Source organism: Paraburkholderia sp. ZP32-5 (assembly GCF_021390495.1).
Classification (GTDB): domain Bacteria; phylum Pseudomonadota; class Gammaproteobacteria; order Burkholderiales; family Burkholderiaceae; genus Paraburkholderia.
The window spans coordinates 1,661,520-1,678,823 of sequence record NZ_JAJEJP010000002.1 but is presented as its reverse complement, the minus strand read 5'-3'; the positions used below and the strand labels follow the sequence as shown (position 1 = coordinate 1,678,823).

The 17,304-nt window shown below is 64.8% G+C and carries 9 protein-coding genes; 5 read left to right on the top strand and 4 right to left on the bottom strand.

Translation table 11 applies throughout. The features are described from left to right. Positions 1-15 precede the first annotated feature (15 nt). Positions 16-1,599: an amidase gene (locus L0U82_RS26115; RefSeq protein ID WP_233835698.1), complete on the bottom strand. Its 1,584-nt coding sequence runs from the start codon at positions 1,597-1,599 to the stop codon at positions 16-18. A 176-nt stretch (positions 1,600-1,775) separates the two neighbouring features. Continuing rightward, the gene (locus L0U82_RS39910) at positions 1,776-3,386 is read right to left on the bottom strand and encodes a methyl-accepting chemotaxis protein (RefSeq protein WP_326489760.1); all 1,611 of its coding nucleotides are present in this window, start codon (positions 3,384-3,386) and stop codon (positions 1,776-1,778) included. Between the two features lie 265 nt (positions 3,387-3,651). On the opposite strand from L0U82_RS39910, the gene L0U82_RS26100 reads away from it, so the two are divergent. Both L0U82_RS26100 and L0U82_RS26095 read left to right on the top strand, forming a co-directional pair. After that, positions 3,652-5,433 carry a VRR-NUC domain-containing protein gene (locus L0U82_RS26100; protein ID WP_233835697.1) on the top strand — a complete coding sequence of 594 codons (1,782 nt, stop codon included), beginning with the start codon at positions 3,652-3,654 and terminating at the stop codon, positions 5,431-5,433. Beyond that, the gene (locus L0U82_RS26095) at positions 5,430-7,709 is read left to right on the top strand and encodes an ATP-dependent DNA helicase (RefSeq protein ID WP_233835696.1); all 2,280 of its coding nucleotides are present in this window, start codon (positions 5,430-5,432) and stop codon (positions 7,707-7,709) included. Before L0U82_RS26100 ends, L0U82_RS26095 begins: the two co-directional genes overlap by 4 nt. A gap of 116 nt (positions 7,710-7,825) precedes the next feature. On the opposite strand, the gene L0U82_RS26090 is transcribed toward L0U82_RS26095, so the two are convergent. Together L0U82_RS26090 and L0U82_RS26085 are read right to left on the bottom strand one after the other, a co-directional pair. After that, positions 7,826-10,516, bottom strand: a complete 2,691-nt coding sequence (locus L0U82_RS26090) for a mechanosensitive ion channel family protein (RefSeq protein WP_233835695.1) — start codon at positions 10,514-10,516, stop codon at positions 7,826-7,828. Between the two features lie 470 nt (positions 10,517-10,986). After that, the gene (locus L0U82_RS26085; protein ID WP_233835694.1) at positions 10,987-12,423 is read right to left on the bottom strand and encodes a sigma-54-dependent transcriptional regulator; all 1,437 of its coding nucleotides are present in this window, start codon (positions 12,421-12,423) and stop codon (positions 10,987-10,989) included. A gap of 1,452 nt (positions 12,424-13,875) precedes the next feature. On the opposite strand from L0U82_RS26085, the gene L0U82_RS26080 reads away from it, so the two are divergent. From L0U82_RS26080 to L0U82_RS26070, 3 genes are all read left to right on the top strand, one after another. Beyond that, the gene (locus tag L0U82_RS26080) at positions 13,876-14,211 is read left to right on the top strand and encodes a hypothetical protein (protein WP_233835692.1); all 336 of its coding nucleotides are present in this window, start codon (positions 13,876-13,878) and stop codon (positions 14,209-14,211) included. A gap of 223 nt (positions 14,212-14,434) precedes the next feature. After that, positions 14,435-15,637 carry an AAA family ATPase gene (locus L0U82_RS26075; RefSeq protein ID WP_233835690.1) on the top strand — a complete coding sequence of 401 codons (1,203 nt, stop codon included), beginning with the start codon at positions 14,435-14,437 and terminating at the stop codon, positions 15,635-15,637. A 181-nt stretch (positions 15,638-15,818) separates the two neighbouring features. Then, positions 15,819-17,258, top strand: coding sequence for a nicotinate phosphoribosyltransferase (locus L0U82_RS26070; RefSeq protein WP_233835689.1), 1,440 nt, complete (start codon positions 15,819-15,821; stop codon positions 17,256-17,258). The last annotated feature ends 46 nt before the right edge of the window (positions 17,259-17,304 follow it).

Below are 17,304 nucleotides of genomic sequence, written 5' to 3'. Positions count from 1 at the left end.
CCGCGGTCAACGCGATCAAGCGTAAATCGGCGGATGCTTCAGATAGAAGTCCGTCACCTTCTGGTGCGCATTAGCCACCTGCAACAACAGGCTTTCGCGCAACGCCGGGCCGATCAGTTGCATACCGATCGGCAAACCCTGCGAATCGAAACCGCACGGCGCCGACATCGCCGGCAAGCCGGTCCAACTGATCGGCAACATGAACTGACGGCCGCGATCATAAGCCGGCCCGCTCGGCGCGAGGATCGGCGCGGTGGTCGGCATCGTCGGCGTGATCAGCACATCGACCTGCGTGAACGCGTGATTGAACTGCGCGAGCAGTTGCTTGCGCGCGGTCAATGCATGTTCGTAGCTGTCACGCGAGATCTTCTCTCCCTTCGCGATATCGCTCTGAACGATCTTGCCGAACTGGTTCTTGTCGGGTGCCGCGCGGAACTGGTCGCCGAGAATCTGGTTGAACTCGTACAGCAGAATCGTGAACAGCGCCGACAGATCGAGCGGCTTCGCGAGCAGCGGAATATCCACCGGCACGATCTGCGCACCCTGCGCTTCGAGCGTTCGCGCGGCCTGCTCGACGGCGTGCGCGACATCGGCATCCACGTCGCGGAACGTGTACTGATTGATGATGCCGACCTTCAGACCCTTCACGCCCTGATGCAGGTTCTTGCTGAAGTCTTCGGCCGGCGCGTTGACCGAATACTTGTAGCTGGCATCGTAGCCGGCCATTGCCGACAGCATCACCGCCGCGTCCTGCGCGCTGCGAGCAAGCGGGCCGGCGCAGTCGAGGCTATACGAACGCGGGAACACACCCGTCAGACTGACGCGGCCGAAGCTCGGACGAATGCCGGTCAGGTTGTCCCATGCCGACGGCACGCGGATCGAGCCACCCGTGTCGGAGCCGGTGCCGGCGAGGCACAGTCCGGCGGCGATGGCCGCGCCCGTGCCGCTCGACGAACCGCCCGGCGAGCGCGTCAGATCCCACGGGTTATGAATGTCGCCGAAGAACTCGTTCGTGCCGGTAATGCCGGCGGCGAATTCGTTCATGTTGGTCTTGCCGAGCGTGATGGCGCCGGCGGCGGCAAGACGCGTGACCACCGCGGCGTCGTCGGTCGGAATACGGTTGCGGAAGAAACCACTGCCGACGGTCGTGCGCACGCCCTTCGTATCGTAGAGGTCCTTGTGGACGATCGGCACGCCGTGCAGCGGACCGCGGTCCTTGCCGGCCTTCAGTTCCTGGTCGAGCCGGCGCGCGTCGGCAAGCGCCTGTTCGCCGGTGATCGTGATGAAGGCGTTCAGCTTCGGCTGAAACTGTGCGATAGCCTGCAAATAGGCTCTCGTCAGTTCCTCCGACGAGTACTTGCCGCTGCGCAGCGCTTGCCCGGCGTCAGCAATACTTTGCGGCAGATCGCCGGCTGACACGCTGCCAGGCTTTTGCCCGGAAGTGGAGAGTGCCGCGCAGCCCGCCAGCGGAGGGAGCAGGGCGGCGGCCGCGCCCATCACCGCCGTGTTGCGAAGCAGACGGCGCCGTGAGAAGGACTCAGGAACGGACTCGGGAGCGGAATCGGAAATCGGGTGGACGATCGAAGAATTGGGCTTCATGGATAGGAAGTGAAGAGCAGGAAAAATGCCGTGTGACAGCCCGGGAAGGCAGCAGCGTTGTCTGCTTTTCCCGCGGTGCGTGGCACGCGGCAGACGGGGGATGACGCGGGTTCATCAAGACGATCGGGAACGGGAGCGCGGTTCATCGGCGCGCTCCCGTGGGAGAGACTGTCCGTTCAGGTGAGTGCAGCGCGATACTGGGCGGTGCCCGCTTCGCGGCGCGTTGCGGCGGTGCTGTGCGCAGCCGCATCGACACGAAACACCGACACCACCTGCTGCAGCTGATGAGCCTGGTCCTGCAGCGAGGTCGCCGCGGCGGCCGCCTGCTCGACGAGCGCCGCGTTCTGTTGGGTGACCTGGTCCATCTGCTCGACCGCGTGCCCGACCTGTTCGATGCCCGAGCTTTGCTCGTCGGAGGCGGCCGAGATTTCACCCATCACACTGGTGACGCGGTTGATCGCTTCGACGATCTGCGTCATCGCGTGACCGGCGCGATCGGCCTGCTCGGAGCCGTAGTCGACCTTGCTGCCGGACGCATCGATCAGATCCTTGATTTCCTTGGCCGCCGATCCCGAACGCTGCGCGAGACTGCGCACTTCCGATGCGACGACGGCAAAGCCGCGTCCCTGTTCGCCCGCGCGAGCGGCTTCCACCGCCGCGTTCAGCGCGAGAATGTTGGTCTGGAACGCGATGCCTTCGATGATGCCGATGATGTCCGCCATCTTCTTCGAACCATCGGAGATCGCATGCATGGTCGCGACGACGTCTCTAACGACTTCGCCGCCGCGGGCCGCTTCGGTCGATGCATCCATCGCGAGCTGGCTGGCCTGCTTCGCGTTGTCCGCGTTCTGTTTGACCGTGGCTGTCAGCTCTTCCATGCTCGACGCCGTTTCTTCGAGCGACGCCGCCTGCTGCTCGGTACGCTGCGACAGATCGGTATTACCCGCGGCGATCTCCACGGTCGCCGACGTGATCGCGCCGGCCGCGCTCTGCACGCCCGCGACCGTCTGCCTCAACGTATCGTTCATTTCCTTCAGCGAGCGCATCAGGTCGCCCATCTGATCTTTCGAGCTGACGACGATCGTGCTGGTCAGATTGCCGCTCGCCACCGTGCGCGCAACCTCGACTGCCTGCGCGATCGGCTGCGTGATGCTGCGCGTCACCATCAACGCGAAGCCGATCCCCACGACGATGATCAGTGCCGCCAGCGTGCTGATGAAAAGACGCGCGGAATTGGTACTCGCGGACGCCGCGGCGTTGCCGGCTTCCATCATCTTGCGTTCGTGAGTCACGAGATCCTTCTGGCTCTGCAGGAACGTCTGCATCGCCGGAATGCCTTGTTCGAGCATCACGCGCGTTGCCTCGTCGCGTTGTCCGGCGGCCAGCAGCTTGTCAACCTGGGTGCGGGCCGCAACCCACGGCGCGCGGAGCGCGCGCATTTTCGCGATCAGGTCCTTACCCTCGCTGTCGAGGACCTTCGAATCCATCGTTGCGAGCGCAGCGACCGTCAACTCGGCCTCGCCCTGGATCGCCTTATGGATCGCGTCGACGCGCTCCTGATCGGACGAAAGGAACAACTGCTTGACGTAGCTGGCGGTTTCCTGGGTTGCCACTTCGAGTGTGTAAGCGGCATCCGCGCCGTCCCAGGCATCGGTGTTGGCGGCGGTGATTGCATGGACCGAGCCGAAACGCAGCAGCGCAAGTCCGACGAGTACGAGCAGCAGCACAAAGACCGAGCCAAAGCCGACGGCCAGGCGCGTGCCGATTTTAAGATCTTGAAAAGCCACCAGGTCTCCCCTTGAAGTAGTCGCTCGACGTTGCCCCGGCACGCGAAGACGGCCCAACTGGAGCAAGGCGACTGGTGCGTTTACGGCCGCAAACGTTTAACTTTTAGGTGCATAAATAATTCGAATGGGTATTCGTCTGACGATAGTAAATATTAGGGTTAGCCCGGAGGCGTCGCACGGCGGCAACGCAGCGCGATAGCGCCCGGTTGCCAAAGCGGACTTTGCTATCATCACTGTATAAACATACAGGTGATGCAAAAAGCCCGTGGTAACCGCTGCCCAGCCGGAGATCCGCTCCGGCGTTCCTTATTACCTGCTCAATTTCGAACGCGCACTCGAGTGGCTCGCCGCGCGTTACGACGATCTGCTCGACGACGAAGAACACACGTTTCTGACGGTTTTCGCGAGCTTGCCGCAAGCCTCGCGCGCGCTGCTGGTGCGCATGCTGATGCGCAAGGGCGCGCTGTTTCGCGCGAGCCGCCTCGACTACGACGAGATCGGTTGTCCGTTGCAGGCCGCGCAGCCGATGACCGCGCATGGCTGGGTCGACGCCGAGCCGCCGCTATCGCTCGACGACCTGTTCGCGCTCAGCACGCGGGCGCAATTGCTGGACATGTTCAGCCACGCGATTGCGCTGATTCCCGGCGCGAAGACGTTGCGCAAGCCGGAGCTACTGGAAACGCTGCGCGCGTTTGATGACGGCGATGGCGCTGGCGAGGCTTTCAGCACACCACGCCCGCTCGCCGCATGGCATGGCGAAACTGCGGACCATGTGCTGCATGTGGCGATTGCGCCGCTGTGCGACCGCCTGCGGCTGATGTTCTTCGGCAACCTGCAGCAGGACTGGTCGGAGTTCGTGCTCGCGGATCTCGGCATCTTCCAGTACGAGAAGGTGGCGTTCGGGCCGTCGTCGCGGGCGTTCCGGGAGCGCGCGGACGTCGATGTCTATCTTGCGCTGCACGCATGCCGCGAGGCGCTGGAATGGCTGCCGATCAACGCTGACGATTCGGCATTGCGCGAACTGATTGCAGGCGTCGGCGCAATTCAAACCGCGAACCCGTGGCTGGAAACGCGTCGCGCGAAGCTGCTGTTCCGGATCGGCCAGGATTGCGAGCGACACCAGCAGTGGAGTATGGCGCTTTCGGTGTACGACGCGTGCGCGTGGCCCGGCGCGCGACATCGGCGTATTCGCGTGCTCGAACGCAGCGAGCGTTGCGACGAAGCATTGGCGCTCGCTGTGCAGGCGGTTGCGGCGCCGGAGAGCGAAGAGGAGGCGCAGCGCGTCGCGCGCATGTTGCCGCGGCTGCGGCGCAAGTGCGGCGCGCCGGCACCGCGTGCGCAGGCGGCGCGACCCGTCGCGCGCAGCACGCTGGTGTTGCCGAAGCCCGCCGCGCCGCAAGCGGTCGAGTACGTGGTGCGCGATTATCTGAGCCGCGACGCCGCGCCGGTGCATTACGTCGAAAATGCGCTGATCAATTCTCTGTTTGGTTTGCTGTGCTGGGAGCCGATATTCGCGGCGTTGCCCGGCGCTTTTTTCCATCCGTTCCAGCGTGGTCCGGCCGATCTGCATGCGCCGGATTTCCATGCGCGCCGCGCCGATCAGTTCGCCGCGTGTCTGGCTGAACTCGATAGCGGCATCTATCGCGAGACGATTTTGCGGCATTGGCACACCAAGGCGGGCGTGCAGTCGCCGTTCGTGTTCTGGGGGCTGCTGAGCCCGGAGCTTGTCGAACTGGCGCTCGACTGTCTGCCGGCCGCGCATCTGAAGCTCTGGTTCGAGCGTCTGTTGCGTGACGTTCGCGGCAATCGTTCGGGCTTGCCTGATCTGATCCGTTTCTGGCCGGCCGACAAGCGTTACGAGCTGATCGAAGTGAAGGGGCCCGGCGATCGGTTGCAGGACAACCAGATTCGCTGGCTCGCGTATTGCGCGCAGCACGGCATGCCGGTGCGCGTGGTCGACGTGCGTTGGGCTGGCGAGGACGTGGAGGATGCAGCAGCGATCGAAGCGCAGACCCAATCGCTGATCGAAGCGGAGCGCACCGTATGACCTACGTGGTAGCCGTGCGCGCGATGTGCGAATTCACCGCGCGGCGCGGCGATCTCGATCTGCGCTTCACGCCCGCGCCGACATCGCTTGAAGGCATGGCAGGTCATCTAGCGGTCGCCGCGCGGCGCGCGAGCGGTTACGAAAGCGAGATCACGCTGACCGGCACGCATCGCGGCCTGACCGTGCGCGGCCGCGCGGACGGTTACGATCCGGCGGCGAACCGGTTGGAAGAAGTGAAGACCTATCGTGGCGAACTCGCGCGCATGCCCGCGAACCATCGCACGCTGCATTGGGCGCAGGCGCTCGTGTACGGTCATTTGCTGTGCCGCGCGCGCGGGCTCGCCGGATTGACGGTCGCGCTCGTGTACTTCGATATCGGCAGTCAGAAAGAAACGGTGCTGACGCAACAGCACACCGCGCGCGAACTGGAGATCTTCTTTGTCGAGCAATGCGAGCGGTTTCTCGATTGGGCCGTGCAGGAAGACGCGCATCGCGCCGCGCGCAATGCGGCGCTTGCCGCGTTGCAGTTTCCGCATCGCGCGTTTCGCGTCGGCCAGCGCGAACTCGCGATCGCCGTGTATCGCGCGGCGCGAGACGGCAAGCCGTTGATCGCGCAAGCACCCACCGGCATCGGCAAAACGCTCGCGACGATTTTCCCTTTGCTGAAGGCCTGCGCGGAAGAGCGCATCGACCGCATCTTTTTTCTGACCGCGAAGACGCCTGGCCGCGCGCTCGCGCTCGATGCGATCGATACGCTACGAGCAAGCCATGCAGCGCTGCCGTTGAGAACGCTGGAACTGGTGGCGCGCGACAAAGCCTGCGAGCATCCCGACAAGGCCTGCAACGGCGAATCCTGTCCGCTGGCGCGCGGCTTTTACGATCGGCTGGATGCGGCGCGCGCGGCGGCACTGACAGCGCCGCGGCTCGATCGCGCGGCAGTGCGCGACGCGGCGCTGGCCCACGAAGTCTGTCCGTATTACCTCGCGCAGGAACTCGCGCGCTGGGCCGACGTCGTGGTCGGCGACTACAACTACTACTACGACAGCAGCGCGATGCTTTACGCGCTGACGCAGATCAATCAATGGCGCGTCGGCGTGCTGGTCGACGAGGCGCACAACCTGGTCGAACGCGCGCGGCGCATGTACACCGCGTCGCTCGATCAGGCGGCGTTCAGGCTCGCGCGCAAGAGCACGCCGGCCGCGTTGCGCAAGCCGCTCGAACGCGTGCAGCGCGAATGGAACGCGGTCAAACGCGCGCAGACGGACAGCTATCGGGTCTACGCGGAGGTGCCGGGCAAATTGCTGTCGGTCGCGCAGAATCTGATCGGCACGGTCACCGATCAACTGGCCGACGCGCCGTTGTCGATCGACGAAAACACACTGCGGTTCTTCTTCGACGCGATGCATTTCGTCGCGCTCGCCGAGCAGTTCGGCGAGCATTCGATTTTCGATGTCACGTTGAACGCCGATCGCTTGAATGCCAACCGCTACGCGTCGCGCGATAAAACCAGCGCGACCCTTTGTGTGCGCAACGTGATTCCGGCGCCGTTTCTCACGCCGCGCTATGTGGCCGCGCACGTCACGGTGATGTTTTCCGGCACGCTGCATCCGCAGCATTTCTATCGCGACATGCTCGGCTTGCCCGACGACACGCGGTGGCTCGATGTCGAAGGGCCGTTTCGCGCTGAACAACTGCAGGTGCATGTCGCTAGCCATGTATCGACTCGCTGGCGTGATCGCGAACATTCGCTTGCGCCGATCGTCGAGTTGATCGCGCGGCAGTATCAGGCGAAGCCGGGCAATTACCTCGGCTTCCTGAGCAGTTTCGAGTATCTGCAACGGGTGGTCACGCTGATGCGTGAGCGGCATCCTGGCTTGCCGGTTTGGGCCCAGGAACCTGGCATGGACGAAGCCGCGCGCGACGCGTTTCTCGCGCGTTTCAGAACGATGAACCAGGGCGTCGGCTTCGCGGTGCTCGGCGGCGCGTTTTCGGAAGGCGTCGATCTGGCCGGCGAGCAATTGATCGGCGCGTTCATCGCGACGCTAGGTCTGCCGCAAATGAACGATGTCAACGAACAGATCCGGCGCACGCTCGATGCTCGATTCGGCGATGGTTACGATTACACGTACCTGTACCCCGGTCTGCAGAAGGTGGTGCAGGCGGCCGGCCGCGTGATTCGCACCGAGGAGGATCGCGGCGTCGTGCATCTGATCGATGACCGCTATCGCCGGCCCGAGGTGCGGCGGCTGTTGCCACGCTGGTGGCAGGTGCGGTAGCGGACGTCGAACACGCTGCTGATGGGGTTGCCGCGCAGCGGCGATGTTCACGCAGCCGCGATCGCATCATGCACGCTGCACGGTGCGTGGCATTGAACCCGCCACGCACGCGCCCATCACGCATGCGGCGACGTGGAGCCCGGATTCGACGGCGTGCCGGGTCCGCCAGCCGGATTCGAATCGACCGGTATCTGAACTTCGACCGGCGCGTCGCCTTTGTCGTGCGGCTTCGTGTTCGCCGAAGCATCGTCATCCGCTTGACCGCCATCACGCCCGGGCTCCATGCCCGAAGCGGTTTTTACCGCGTTGCTTTGCGGATCCCATGTCAGCAACTGACGCTGCGGATTCGCGATCTCGATACCGCGTTCGCTAAAGCGTTCGAAGATGCGCCGGTTGAATTCGCGCTGCACGCCCCAGCGCGCGGTATCGCGGCATTGGATCTGGCCGGCCAGCGTCACGGCCGAACCGTCGAGCGCATCGACGCCCCAGAACGCGAAGTCCGACAGGATGCCGTCCTTGAACTTGTCGTCCTCGCGCAGCGACGCGCCGATTTCCTTCAGCGTGTCGATAGCGCGCTCGACATCCTGGCCAAACACGATATTGACCCGCACCGCCGCATTGCCGAGGCCGCGATTGGTGTTGTTGACGGTCGATACCGAACTGAACGGCACCGTAAACAACGAGCCGTCGCTGCCGCGCAGCCGCACCGTGCGGATCGACAGATATTCGACGGTGCCCGACACGCCGGCGAGCGTGACCCAGTCGCCGACCTGCATCGCGTTTTCCATCAGCAGGAAGATGCCGGTAATGAAATCCTGCACGAGCTTTTGCGAACCGAAGCCGAGGGCGACGCCGAAGATGCTCGCGCCCGCGAGCAGCGGCCCGATGTTCACACCGAGTTCACTCAGGCCGGTCAGCACAACGACGAGCGCGATCACGCAAAAGAGCGCCGTGCGCAGCATCGGCATCAGCGTGCGCAGCCGCGCCGCGCGCACCAGGTCTCCGCGAGTCGTCCAGTCGTCGAGTCGCCGTTCGGCCGCGACGTTGACGACCTCCCATACGACCAGCGCGACGACCGCCGCTACGCCGATCGTCACGAGCGCGGACGCCAGCCGGCCGCCGATCGTGCCGGCGCGGAACAGATCGATGACGTCGACGCCCCACGCCTGCAACAACGCAAGCGCGGTGACGATGCCGATGATCCAGCTGACCACGCGTCGCAGCAGCGGGTAGTAACGGTACGCATGCTGATGCACGAGCGAGCGCGATTCGTCCTGCACATCGAAGATGCGCGCGAGCGCGCCGAAGATCACGATGGACACGAGCCGCGCGCCGACCAGAATCGCGAGCGTCATGCCGCCGATATTCACGAGCGCGTGATAGCCGTTCTGCACGTCGAAGGCCCAGATGAACCACAGCGCCATCACGATGGCCGCCGCGACCCATGCCCAGGCGTCCGCGAGCGCGCTGCCCAGTACCTCGAGCGATTCACGCGCGGCGAAGCGCTTGCGGATCCGGTTGCCGACCGGCTTCGCGCAACGCAGGATCAGGATCGAGATCATCACGTGGCCGACGAGCGCAACCACCTTCAGCAGCGCGAGATGCGCGGCATCGCTCATGCCGAGCGCCTGCGCGACCTCCGCGAGCGCAACGCCGGCACCGACCACGCCGACGATCCGCTCGATCCAGCCGAGCACGAACGCCGCCCACCTGTCGCCCATCCGTAGCAGCCGCAGACGTGGCGCGTTCGGTTGCAGGAAAAACGCACCGATGATCACGATCACGCGGCACAGCACATAGATGTCGACCAGCGAATCGAGCGCGCGGTCCTGCGGCGTGCCGTCGTCGGTGAAGATCGACATCAGCGCGCCCGCCACGCCGACGAACACGATGACCGGCAGCAACCGCACCACGGTGATCAGCAGCGCGCGCGGCAGACGTTGCAGCAGTGTCCAGTGGTGCGTCGCGTTGCGTTTGCCCTCGGCTTCGATCGCGCGGCCTTTCTCGGATGGCGTCGCGTAGCGCGTCATGTCGGGCACGGCCGGCCCGGTGGCGACCGCTTGCGCTTCCGCTTCGAGCACTGGCGGCAGCGGCGAAGCGGGAAGTGGCGGCGTGCTGGTCGACACGGGGGCCGCCGGCGCCGCGCGGCGCGCCGTGGTGGGCAGGTCGGCGTCGTTGGGGCCGCTGTCGTGCTCATCATCGTGTTCGTCCGGCGGCGTCAGTTCACGGCGCGCGGCGATCGCCCTGTACACGCGCTGCAGCAGCCGCCGCGTTAGCCATTCGATAAGCAACGCGGGAAGCAGCGCGGCGAGCAGCGACCACACCACATTGAACAGCACTCCGCGCGCTTGCGGATTGTGAATCTGCTTATGCCACCACGCGCGTACCGATGCGACATCGAGCAGCGCGGCGATCGAGCCGCGTAGCGACGTGCCGAGATAACGGGCCCAATGCGCACCCTGACGGGCGATCTGCGACGCGAGCCCGTTCGACTTGAACGCGTCGGGTACGAGCGCGGCGACTCCGCTGGCTGGTGGCGGCGCCGACGCGGCCACTGGCGCGGACGCGGGCGGCGCGCTCAGCGCGCCGGCGGCGGCAATCGCTTGCAGCGTGTCGGAGACCTGGGCGCGGCGTTTGGGGTCGTTCAGAACGGCGAGGGCATCGTGGGCCTGCTGGGGTGTCAGCGACACGGGCGCCGACGCGGGCGTGGGCGCGGCACTGGAGCTGGCCTGCGGCGCGGCGGCGAAGACCGGTGCGGCGCAGGCCAGCAGGAGGACGAAGAACCAGACACGCAATAGTTTTTGCATAGGGTGTAAAGCGGGATGCAGCGAAAGCGGACGATTGTGCCGGAACGCGCGAAGTGTTTCAGCACCGTGTCCCGGAACGGACCCGGTTGCACGCGCGCAAGTTCCTGAGGCGGCCTGCCGGGCGGCGGATGCGCCGCATCGACAGGGCCGGATGGAAACCGGACGCATCGCGCGAAAAGGGCGGATGGCGGCCGGCGGTTTCGTCGAAGGTAGCACAAAGCCTGCCCGGGACCGTTCAAGGCTGGGATCGGGGCCGGGTGGAAAGCCGTGTGTTCGCGGGAATGTGAATGCGGCGGCTGCGGTTGGGAATGAGCCGCAGCCGCCAGGGCAACTATCAGGTAACCACAGGCCAATCGCTAAGGCGGTTGATAAAAATCCGCTGGATTTGCTGCGTCAAATTCCGGTTCGGAATCCGGACCCAAAGCCCAGATTCAAAGCCGAGCCTCAACACCCGGACTCAGAACCCAGCCTCAATATACCGGCGACGGCGATGACGTATGCCGCTCCGCCTCGTCGTCGGCATCGATAGCGCCGTTTGCGCCGCGTCCGGCCACGTCCTGATGCAGCCGGTTCGCATGCATCAGCCGGTACAGCGTCGCGCGCGAAATGCCGAGTTCGGCGGCCGCGTCGGACAGCTTGTAGCCGTGCCGCAGCAGCGCGTGCTCGATCGCATCCTTCTCGGCCTTGCTGCGGATTTCCGCGAGCGTGACCGCCGGTGCGTTGTCCGCTTCCGGCAGACCGAGGTCGTTCGCGGTGATGAAACGGCCCTCGCTCATCACGACCGCGCGCCGTACGCAGTTGATCAACTCGCGCACGTTGCCCGGCCACGGATAGTTCGACATCGCGACGATCGCGTCGCTCGACAGCCCGCGCAGTTTGCGCGCGCCGTCCTGCTTGTACATGCTCAGCGCGTAGTTGGCGAGCAGCTTGATGTCGCCGCCGCGCTCGCGCAGCGGCGGCTCGATGAGGCGCAGCACGCACAGCCGGTGGTACAGGTCGGAGCGGAAGCGCCCGTCTTCGACCGCGCGGTCCAGATCGACGTGCGTCGCCGAAATAACCCGGACGTCGACGCTGATCGGGCCGTTGCCGCCGAGCCGCTCGATTGTGCCTTCCTGCAGGAAGCGCAGCAGCACCGCCTGGCATTCGTGCGGCATGTCGCCGATTTCATCGAGAAAGAGCGTGCCTTCGTGCGCGCTTTCGATCCGGCCAATCTTGCGTTGTAGCGCGCCGGTAAATGCGCCGCGCTCGTGGCCGAACAGCTCGGCCTGCAACAGGCTCGGCGGAATCGCCGCGCAATTGATCGCGACGAAGGTCCGGCCGGCGCGCGGCGAGCGATCGTGAATGGCGCGTGCGGTCAGCTCCTTGCCGGTGCCCGATTCGCCGGCGATGAACACCGGGGCATCGGTCACGCCGCATTTGTCGATGCGCCGGTAGAGCTGCTGCATCGGCTCGCACTGGCCGACCATGCCGTGGCGGCCGAGCGACGGCTCCGGCGCGACGCGCGGCTGACGCAGGCTCGACAAACCGTGCGCGTGTCCGAGCGCGAACATGAGCCGCTCGTTGAGCCATGGCTGGGTGACGAAGTCGAAGCAGTAATCGAGGATGAAACGGCTGACCAGCTCGTTTTCGGTCTGGCCCGGCACGATCTGCGCGACCCAGTTGGTTTCGACGCGCCGCATGCATAGCGCGAGCGCGGACAGTTGCTGCGACGTGCAGTTTTCGGGCAACTGAACGAGGCCGACCTTGATGTTGCCGCGTTCGATCATGCGTTCGGCGACGGCCGTGCTTTTCGCGTGCACGGCCTGCCATCCGGCGGCGGACAGAAAATCGACGAGCTTCTGGTCAGGCGAGTTCGCCACGTAGAGAACGGTGCGTTCCGTGTCGGCAGGCATGCAGGTCGTAGTCATGTAACCCCCGGTTCGATACTGCTCACAGGACTGCTGTGCGACGTACTGGACGGACCGGCAGCCGGTTGGCCACCGTAAGCCAGCGCTCAGCACGGTCCGCTTGCGCGGATTCGGCCTCGGTTGCGTCGCGGGCCAGAGCCTGCGGCAGCCCGGCTGCGACACGTATGCGGCAACGGCGGCCATGCAAAACCGGGAACGCCACCGCCGCAACGTGGTGCGCTTCAGGCAAATCATGCAATAACGACGCAATAGCGTTCATTGCTGAAACTGCCCGGCGACTTTATCCCCGAATTGCTAAAACAGCTGGAACCGTGAGTTGCCTCGTTGACCTGATACAGACGCTCTGAATGGCGCATGGGCTAAAGATAAGCGAAAGCGGATCAAAGCGCCATACAAACAAATATGGATAAAGAAGCAATTTTGCCGTTATCGGATTGTCGGGGATCACTAAAGAATAAGCAGTCAAGCCCGCTTATGCGCGGCGTCCAACATTGGATGGCAATCCGTCGCGCGTTAAAAGGCGGCATAAAAACTTCGGCATGCGCAAAGCGGTGTTTCATGCTTGCGACAGATCGGGCAGGCCGTGCGAAGCCGGTTTCGACGCCTGCCGCGACCGGCAGATTTGACCGGGTGGATCGGCCGATCCCTGTCCAGCCGGGCTTCGGCGGCAGGCGGCGCGAGGCTGCATGCGGGCGAATCATGGCGATGTGACAGTGCCGCGACTGCGATGCGCGTAATGGACGTCTCACGGACGAATCAAAGCGTGCTGCATGCCATGCGCGACCCCCGCCAGGTCTGACGAAAACTGCATCCGCTTAACGCAACTGAACGCATCCGCAAGGCTTTGACGGCATTCGCGGGATTTCCACGCGCATTGGCATAAGCATTGCAATAAGGGGTGCGCAGAAAAACAGTTTGCCGCCTGGTCGACGGTACGGGGAAAGCCGGGTTTAAAAAAGAGCCGGCGGCAAAAAGCTCACTCGCGGGCATGGTCGGGGAGGCCAATAAGTGTTTGCGGGAGCACGGCGGGGCCAATGCATATATGTCGAAAAAACCGGATGAATGGCGCGATGGCGTTATCGGCCATTCATAACCGGACGACAACGGGCTGCGACTTCGCCGTTTTGCCTTTTCGCATTTTTGTCTCAGGGACGCGGAAAGGGTGACAAGGAGTGACGAAAACGACAGGTGACGCGTGCGTAACGTTTGCGCGCGACGCACCGACGACAAACGATGGGGCAGCGCCAGCCGGGGACCACTGGCGCAAGGAAGCGGGGAGAGAGAGGCCATAGTCTCCATAGAGAGACGAAGGTAAGAGGTGAACCGGGTGCCGTGTCCGTGGATCGTCACGGGCACGGCAACCTGGACTTGACGGCCGGGGCGGCGTCGCGCGGCGGCTACAGCGGCCGCGGTGGCTCTGCCTCGCAATCCTGCTCGATATCGGGGGATGTCATGAAACAACCAGTCTGCAAACCGGCCGCCGCGCAAGCGAGCGGTCTTTCCAGCGGTTCCAGCGCACCGGAGCTGAACTATCGGCGGCATCGGGTCGCGTCGCGGGCGCGTTTCTTCGCGGGCGCCAATACGTCGTCGGTCGATCTGCTGACGCTGGTGGTTGCCGAAGCGCTGAAGCGCAAGGCCCAGGCGGAGATTCGCCGCGAGGTGCTGCGCGACGCGCTCTATGAGATGCCGGCTGGGCCCGGCCGCGAGCGCGAGGGCGTTCGTCGTCCGGCCTATGGCGACTCCGAGGCTGACGTCGAGCAGGACGAGGACCCGGACCAGGACGAATGACGCCGCGGGCCGGCGCGCGCTTCGGGTGAGCGCAACCGGCCCGCGCTGCGCGCGGTACGGCGAGTGTCGGCGGTTCTACGCCGATGTCCGCCTCGCCTGCAAGTGGCTTTCAACTAGTCGCTCGCGGCTAACGCGTCGCGAATCAATGCTTCGAATCAACGCGTCGAATAAGAACTTTCAAATAATAATTTCCGGGCAATGCGCTCAGCGCCCCGCGGACCCAATGATCGACATCTTCCTGATTGCCGCCAGCATCGAAAACGCGCAGTGCATCGTGGCTCGACTCGAGGACAGCGGCGTGCGTTATCGCCTGCGCACCGCGTACGGTTCGGTCCGGCAACTGCGCACGCATGCGCGCGTGATTCGCGATGCCGATTTGCTGATCGTCGACGACGCCAATCTGAACGCACGCGGACTCGACAGCGTCGAGGAAACGCTGGCCGCCACGCCGGCGCTCAATTGCATATTGGTGACGCCGGCGCCGTCCGCCGCGTTGGTCGGCGCGGCTACGCGCGTCGGTGTGCGGCACGTGCTGGCATGGCCGCTCGATCCGCAGACCGTCGCCGCCGCGTTGATCCAGATCGACGCGACCAGCCGCGCGCCCGAGCGCCGCAGCGGCCGGGTCGTGTCGCTGGTATCGAGCAAGGGCGGCAGCGGCACGACGCTGATCGCGGTCAATCTCGCCTGCGCGCTCGCCGCGCAGCGCGACCGGCGCGTGCTGATGATCGATCTGAGCCAGCAGTTCGCCGACGCCAGCCTGCTGATGGCGAACCGGCCGCCGCCGATGACGCTCGCCGACCTGTGCTCGCGCAACGAACAGCTCGACGCGACGCTAGTCGATGCCTGCGCGATGCACGTGCGTGCGAACCTCGATCTGCTGGCCGGCGCCGGCGATCCGCTGAAAGCCGCGGAACTGTTGCCCGCGCAACTGGAGCGGGTTATCGCGCTGGTGCGTGATCGCTACGACGCGGTGTTGATCGACGTCGGCCAGAGTCTCAATCCGTTGACGATCCGGGCGCTCGATCACAGCGACGCGATCTGCATGGTCGTGCGGCAACACCCGCTGTATCTGCACGGCGCGCGCCGCATGCTCGATATTTTCCGCGAGTTGGGGCAGCCGGCCGGCAAGGTGCGCGTGGTCGTCAACCAGTACGACAAGGACGCGTCGATCAATCTGCAGACGCTCGAACGCACGCTCGGCACGAGGATCGCGCATCAACTGCCGCGCGACGACCAGCACGTCAATGACGCGCTGATCCGTGGCGTGCCGCTGATGACCTCCGCGCGCGACAGCGCGCTTGCACACGGCATCGGCCTGCTCGCGAACATGCTGTGGCCGGCCGGCGCCGAGCGCCGCAAGAGCAAGTTCGTCCGCCTGCTGGAGACGTGGCCGAAGCTGCAGCAGCAACTGAAGCCGGGGATGTGACGCGGCGGGCTTCTCGACCCGCCGGATTCTGACGGTGTAGGGTAGAGGGGTAACGAGCCGGCGGTACAAGCCACGGGTACAGGCCGGTGGCACAAGCCGACCCCGCGGCCATAAAATGCACCGCCCGGCCCGCGCCGTCCGGCCACTTCAGCGAGAACATCACGTGAACGCAGCACCGTCCATGCACAACGCGCAGGGTTTCAGCCACCTTGCGTCGATCCTGTCCAACCCGATCCTGAATACGGATTCGTACAAGGCATCGCACTATCTGCAATATCCGCCCGGCGCGTCGGCGATGTTCTCGTATATCGAATCGCGCGGCGGCCGTTACGACCGCACGCTGTTTTTCGGCTTGCAGATGCTGCTGAAGGAGTATCTGTGCCGGCCGATCACGGCGGCGATGATCGACGAAGCCCGCGCGTTCTTCAGCGCGCACGGCGAGCCGTTCAACGAGGCCGGCTGGCGTCATGTGGTCGACCACTGCGGCGGCTATCTGCCGGTGCGGATTCGCGCGGTGCCAGAAGGCTCGGTCGTGCCGACGCACAACGTGCTCGTCACCGTCGAATGCGACGATCCGCAGGTGTTCTGGCTCGCGTCTTATCTGGAGACGATGCTGCTGCGCGTCTGGTATCCGATCACGGTCGCGACGCAGAGCTGGCATCTGCGCAAGCTGATCCGCGCCTGGCTGCTGAAGAGCAGCGACGATCTCAGCCAGTTGCCGTTCAAGCTGCACGATTTCGGCGCGCGCGGCGTGTCGAGCGCGGAATCGGCGGCGATCGGCGGCGCCGCGCATCTGGTCAGTTTCATGGGATCAGATACGGTGCTCGGCGTCGTCGCGGCGAATCATTACTACAACGAAAGCATGGCGGCGTTTTCGGTGCCGGCCGCCGAGCACAGCACGATCACCGCGTGGGGCCGCGAGCACGAGGTCGATGCGTACCGCAACATGATCGAACGCTTCGGCAAGCCGGGGGCGATCGTGTCGGTGGTGTCCGACTCCTACGATCTGTTCGCCGCGCTCGACGCATGGGGCACGGAGCTGAAGCAGGCCGTGCTCGATTCGGGCGGCACGTTGGTGATCCGGCCGGACTCCGGCGATCCGCGTACGATCGTCCTGCAGACGCTGCGCGCGCTCGACGCGTCGTTCGGCTCGGTGGCCAACGGCAAGGGGCGGCGCGTGCTGAACAACGTGCGCGTGATTCAGGGCGACGGCGTCAATCCGGATTCGATCGCCGAGATTCTTGCCGCGATCGACGAAGCCGGTTTCGCCGCCGACAACATCGTGTTCGGTATGGGCGGTGCGCTGCTGCAGCAGATCAACCGCGATACGCAGCGCTTCGCGATGAAGTGCTCGGCGATCCGGATCGGCGACACGTGGCACGACGTTGCGAAAGACCCGGTCACGGATCACGGCAAGCGCTCGATGAAAGGGCGGCTCACGCTGCTGCGCCATCGCCGCACCGGCGAGTATCGAACGGTGACGTTGCCGGTCGTATGGGATGACCACACGCTTGCCGGTGAATGGGATGACGCGCTGATCACGGTGTTCGATTCCGGCAAGTTGCTGGCGGATCTGTCGCTGGCCGATATCCGAAGCCGCGCGCACGCCGACGAAGCGTGATGAACCACGGTGCAATGGGATTGAGCTATGTCTGAAGATCCACCTA

Excerpts from the sequence above, each read along its gene's own strand:
- L0U82_RS26085 (WP_233835694.1), bottom strand. The coding sequence starts at position 12,423 with ATGACTACGACCTGCATGCCTGCCGACACGGAACGCACCGTTCTCTAC.
- L0U82_RS26080 (WP_233835692.1), top strand. The coding sequence starts at position 13,876 with ATGAAACAACCAGTCTGCAAACCGGCCGCCGCGCAAGCGAGCGGTCTT.
- L0U82_RS26095 (WP_233835696.1), top strand. The coding sequence starts at position 5,430 with ATGACCTACGTGGTAGCCGTGCGCGCGATGTGCGAATTCACCGCGCGG.
- L0U82_RS26075 (WP_233835690.1), top strand. The coding sequence starts at position 14,435 with ATGATCGACATCTTCCTGATTGCCGCCAGCATCGAAAACGCGCAGTGC.
- L0U82_RS26090 (WP_233835695.1), bottom strand. The coding sequence starts at position 10,516 with ATGCAAAAACTATTGCGTGTCTGGTTCTTCGTCCTCCTGCTGGCCTGC.
- L0U82_RS26070 (WP_233835689.1), top strand. The coding sequence starts at position 15,819 with ATGCACAACGCGCAGGGTTTCAGCCACCTTGCGTCGATCCTGTCCAAC.
- L0U82_RS26115 (WP_233835698.1), bottom strand. The coding sequence starts at position 1,599 with ATGAAGCCCAATTCTTCGATCGTCCACCCGATTTCCGATTCCGCTCCC.